Origin of the sequence: Microbacterium sp. (assembly GCF_043427715.1) — a bacterium.
GTDB lineage: Bacteria > Actinomycetota > Actinomycetes > Actinomycetales > Microbacteriaceae > Microbacterium.
This window is the reverse complement of the sequence record NZ_JBHWTD010000097.1, coordinates 1-4,531: the sequence shown is the minus strand read 5'-3', so window position 1 is coordinate 4,531 and position 4,531 is coordinate 1. Positions and strand designations below refer to the sequence as shown.

4 protein-coding genes and 1 pseudogene are annotated in these 4,531 nt (G+C 72.1%); 2 read left to right on the top strand and 3 right to left on the bottom strand.

Annotated elements, in window-relative coordinates; genetic code table 11:
* A pseudogene (locus ACHFGS_RS09720) lies at positions 1-334 on the bottom strand (hypothetical protein); the annotation flags it as partial.
* A gap of 66 nt (positions 335-400) precedes the next feature.
* Complete coding sequence (locus ACHFGS_RS09715) at positions 401-1,552, bottom strand: hypothetical protein (RefSeq protein WP_394289422.1); 1,152 nt, start codon at positions 1,550-1,552, stop codon at positions 401-403.
* Between the two features lie 91 nt (positions 1,553-1,643).
* On the opposite strand from ACHFGS_RS09715, the gene ACHFGS_RS09710 reads away from it, so the two are divergent.
* Positions 1,644-3,137, top strand: coding sequence for an ATP-binding protein (locus tag ACHFGS_RS09710; RefSeq protein ID WP_394278561.1), 1,494 nt, complete (start codon positions 1,644-1,646; stop codon positions 3,135-3,137).
* Positions 3,138-3,140: 3 nt separating this feature from the next.
* Positions 3,141-3,800, top strand: coding sequence for a response regulator transcription factor (locus tag ACHFGS_RS09705; protein ID WP_394278560.1), 660 nt, complete (start codon positions 3,141-3,143; stop codon positions 3,798-3,800).
* A 28-nt stretch (positions 3,801-3,828) separates the two neighbouring features.
* Here ACHFGS_RS09705 and ACHFGS_RS09700 read toward each other — a convergent pair.
* Positions 3,829-4,531 (bottom strand): SbcC/MukB-like Walker B domain-containing protein (locus ACHFGS_RS09700; RefSeq protein WP_394289421.1); only part of this gene is annotated, 703 nt, incomplete at its 5' end.

Sequence of the window (4,531 nt, the reverse complement as noted above, 5' to 3'; positions counted from 1 at the left end):
CCGCTCCCTCCGAGATTGACGAAATCATCGACGGCGAAGAGCTGACCGGCGACGCTGCCGAGGCGGGGGTCGGGGCGCTGGCGGCGCTCGCAGCGGGCGTGCGCACCGGTGACGGGGCGGAGACGACAGTCACGGCGGAGCCGGCGACCTTCAGCTGCACGGTGGGGCGGTCGAGCAGTGCGCCGTTCTTGCCGGTGAGCTCACCGCCGGGGATCGTCGTGCCGTCGGCGTTGCGAAGGTCCATGGCGGATGCCGCAGCACCCACGCCACCGGCGAGGACACCGAGGCCGACGATGCCGGTCACGCCGTATGCGATCCACTTGTTGTTCTTCATGATGTCTCCTGAGTGTGCGTTTCGGGGCGATCGTCCGATCGTGTGATTCCACTCTCGCGGTCTCGACTAAGCCGCCTCGAAGGCGGAGATGAGAGGCCTCTTACGTTCGGCTCGTGACGGCGCGACCAGGGTTCGCGCGACGCGCAGCAGTCCCGCCGCCCGGGCCTGGTCACCCGTGTGGGAGGCGGCGAGGGCGTGACCGAGCAGATGGATGGCCGTCAGCGGCGCCGCTCCCGCGTCGCCACCCCACCGGTCCGCCGCCGCCTGGGCGAGTGTCCAGACGCGCGCGGCGTCGCCGCCGAGGCCTGTGAGGGCGGCGCTGGCGACGATGTGCCCGAGGAAGGCCGCCGAATCGTCCACGGTGGGGCCGCGACCAGCGGTGTCGACGTCGATGAGCCCGGTGACGGCCCGGGTGTTCGGGTCGAGGAAGAGCTGCCCGAGGTGGAGGTCGCCGTGGATCGTGACCGGCGCGGCATCCGTCCCCTCGGCGGCGATGAGCGCGGCCACGTCGACGATCTCGTCCGTCAGCGCGGGGAGGGCGTTCTGGAGCTGGCGGACGTACCAGTCGCGACGATCCAGGAAGGACGTGCGTGCTTTGCCGGCGAGGTCGGCCGCGGCGAGCGCCGCCCGCAGTCCGTCGATCTCACCGAGGAGCGCCTCCGCGTCCCAGGTCGTCTCGGTCGCTGGGACGCCGGACGCGGCATCCAGGATGAGAAGCCCCTCCGGCGACCAGCCCCGCACCGCCGGCACGGGCAGTCCCGCCGCCCGCAGTGTGGTGTGGGCGCTGACGATGCGCTCGATGCGCGAAGGGCGGACGACCTTCACCCAGCTGAGCCCGTCGGCGGTCGGCACGCGCAGGACCGCGCGCCGGCCGGGCCGGTAGGCCACGATCTCCGGCGCGGCGTCGGCGGGGATGCCGACGCGGGCGAGCAGCGTCTCGACGGCGTGCCCGAACGCCGCCGCCGGCAGTGCGGGCAGGTGCGGGTCGGCGGGGTGGGTCCAGACACGGGCGACGCCCTCGAGGGCGAGGCCGGTCTCGGCCGGGACGGCGAGGAGGGAGGTGTCCACGTAGGAGATGACCTCCTCGGGCCCCGGCAACCGGTATCCCGCGACGAGACCCTTGCCGAGCGGCTCGCGGCTGATCCGCTGCAGCGCTGCCGGATCGAGCTCCAGCGCGTCGGCGAGCAGGTCGGCTTCGGGGTCGACGGTCGGGAGCACCTCTCGATCTCATCACGGCGGAGAGGTGCGTGGCGTGAGACCTTTCTTAGGGTTTGGGGTTTCCGCGGCCCGCCACGGCAATACTGAAGTCATGGATGAGCAGCCTCGACGTCGGATGGCGATCTCGGTGCGCACCCGCATCGTCGCAGCGATCACCCTGGTCGCCGCGATCGCCCTCACCTCGGTGGGGGTGGCCGTCTACGCCGTCGAACGCGCGAACATCCTGCAGGCGATCGACGATCGCCTCCGCGACAACCTGGCGTCGGCTCGGTTCATCGTCTCCGACGGGGCCCCCGACACCGGCACGTGGGCCGCAGCGGACGACGCCCTCTACGCCGTCGTGCAGCGGATGAGCCCCGACGACAACACCGGCGCCGCCGGGATCGTCGGCGGACGCATCGTGATGACCCCGGGTTCTCGCCTGGACATCGACCTCACCGCGGCGCCGGGGTTCGCCGCACACGCCGCCGCGGCGGCATCCACCGGCGATCCCGTCCTCGCCACGTACTCGGGCGACGGCGTGATCTGGCGGTTCCTCGCCGCACCGATCGCCGTCGACGGCCCGGTCGAGGGCGAGGACACGGTGTTCGCGCTCGCCTACGACGTGAACGCCGAACTCGCCGAGATCAACGACGCCGGCCGGGCGTATCTCATCGCTGGCGGCATCGCCCTGGTGATCATCATGGCGGTCGCCTTCCTCGTCTCGACGCGGCTGCTGCGGCCGCTGCGACGCATGCGCGAGACCGCCCAGCGGGTGTCGGCGCAGTCGCTCTCAGAGCGGCTCCCGATCCAAGGGCGCGACGACGTCTCCGATCTCGCCGCGACGATGAACGCGATGCTCGACCGCCTCGACGAAGCCCTCGACTCCCAGCGCCAGCTCCTGAGCGACGTGGGCCACGAGCTGAAGACGCCGATCACGATCGTCCGCGGCAACCTCGAGGTGATGGATGCCGCCGACCCCGCCGATGCGGCAGCCTCGCGCGACCTCGCGATCGACGAGCTCGACCGGATGGACAAGCTCGTGCAGGATCTCGCCGGCGCGGCATCGCTGCACGGGCCGAGCCCGGTCACCCTCGCTCCGGTGGACGCCGGGGACCTCGTCCACCAGGTGGCGCGGAAGGCCGCCGTGATCGACGGCGCGCACATCACGACCGGAAGCGTCGCCGACGTCGTCGTGCCGGCCGATGCCGACCGGATCACCCAGGCCCTCCTCCAGCTCACTCAGAACGCCGTCACGCACGGCGGTGGTGACATCGTCCTCGGCAGCCGGGTCGTGCCCGGCGCGGTCGAGTTCTGGGTGCGCGACCACGGGCCGGGTGTCGCCGATGACGCGAAGCCGCGGATCTTCGAGCGCTTCCATCGGGGCGAGGCCGCGGACGGGCGCGGTGGCAGCGGCCTCGGTCTGAACATCGTCCAGGTCATCGCCCGCGCCCACGGCGGCTCCGTGCGGGTGGCCGACGCGGACGGCGGCGGGGCGGTCTTCCTGCTCTCGATCCCGCACGACGCCGTCACCACCGACGACCGGAAGCTGCCGCCCCCGCCCCCGCTTCCGCCGATGCCGGCATCCGTGAGACAGGAGGGTTGAGAAGTGGCATCCATCCTCATCGCCGAAGACGAGGCGCGTATCTCCGGGTTCGTGGAGAAGGGACTGCGCGCGGCGGGCTTCGCGACCCGCGTCGCGGCGACCGGCCCACTCGCCCTCGAGCTCGCGCAGACCGATGAGTTCGACCTGCTGGTGCTCGATGTGAACCTCCCGGGCATGGACGGCTTCACCATCCTCGAACACCTGCGCGGCGGCGGGTCACGCCTGCCGGTCATCATGCTGACCGCCCGCGTGGAGGTGCAGGACACCGTCGCGGGCCTCGAAGGCGGCGCGGACGACTACCTCGGCAAACCGTTCCGCTTCGACGAGCTGCTGGCGCGGATCCGACTGCGGATGCGTAAGGACGACGACACCGGGGCGCTGGCCGCGCTGACCCACCGCGACGTGACCCTCGACATCCGCACCCGCGAGGCCCGCGTGGGCGGGAACCGGGTGGAGCTGTCGGCCCGCGAATTCGCGCTCGCGGAGGAGTTCATCCGCAACGCCGGTCAGGTGCTCAGCCGTGAGCAGCTGCTCAGCCGGGTGTGGGGGTACGACTTCGATCCGGGCTCGAACGTCGCGGACGTGTACGTCGGCTACCTGCGGCAGAAGCTGGGGCCCGGGCGGATCGAGACCGTGCGCGGGGTGGGGTACCGCCTCACCTGACGGCGCCGGAGGTCGACGACCCCGGGGGTCACGGCGTCGCGTCGACGTCCTGCGAGATGACGCTCGGCCCCTCGGGGGTCGCGGTCACGACCAGCTGCGCGGGGATCTGATCCTTCATCGCTTCGACGTGGCTGATGAGACCGACGATCCGTCCCCCGGCGCGCAGCTCGTCGAGAGTGCGCATCGCGAGTTCGAGGGTCTCCGGGTCGAGGGATCCGAACCCCTCGTCGATGAAGAGGGTGTCGAGGCGGATGCCGCCGGCGCGCGAGGTGACCACTTCGGCGAGGCCCAGCGCGAGTGCGAGCGAAGCGAGGAAGGTTTCCCCTCCCGAAAGCGACTGCGGCGGTCGGAGCCGGCCGGTGTGCGCGTCGCGCACCTCGATGCCCAGGCCCGACGCGGCGTTGCGGGCCTGACGCGCGTCGGTGTGGTGGAGCGTGTAGCGGCCCGACGACATCTCCGCCAGGCGGAGGTTGGCTGCGGCGACGATCTCCTCGAGCTCGGCGGCGAGGACGAACGTCTCGAGGTCCATCTTGTAGGTGTTGGGGGCGCGTCCCGCGACGGTGTCGGCGAGGCGGGTGACGACGGCGGCCTCCTCCGTCGCCCCCGCGATCGCGGCGGTCGCCGCGTCGATCCGCACGGCCAGGTCACGGAGAGCGGATGCCGCGGTCACGGCGTCTGCGGCGGCGGCGATCGCGGCGTCGCGCGCCGCCTCGGCCGCGGCGAGGGCACGG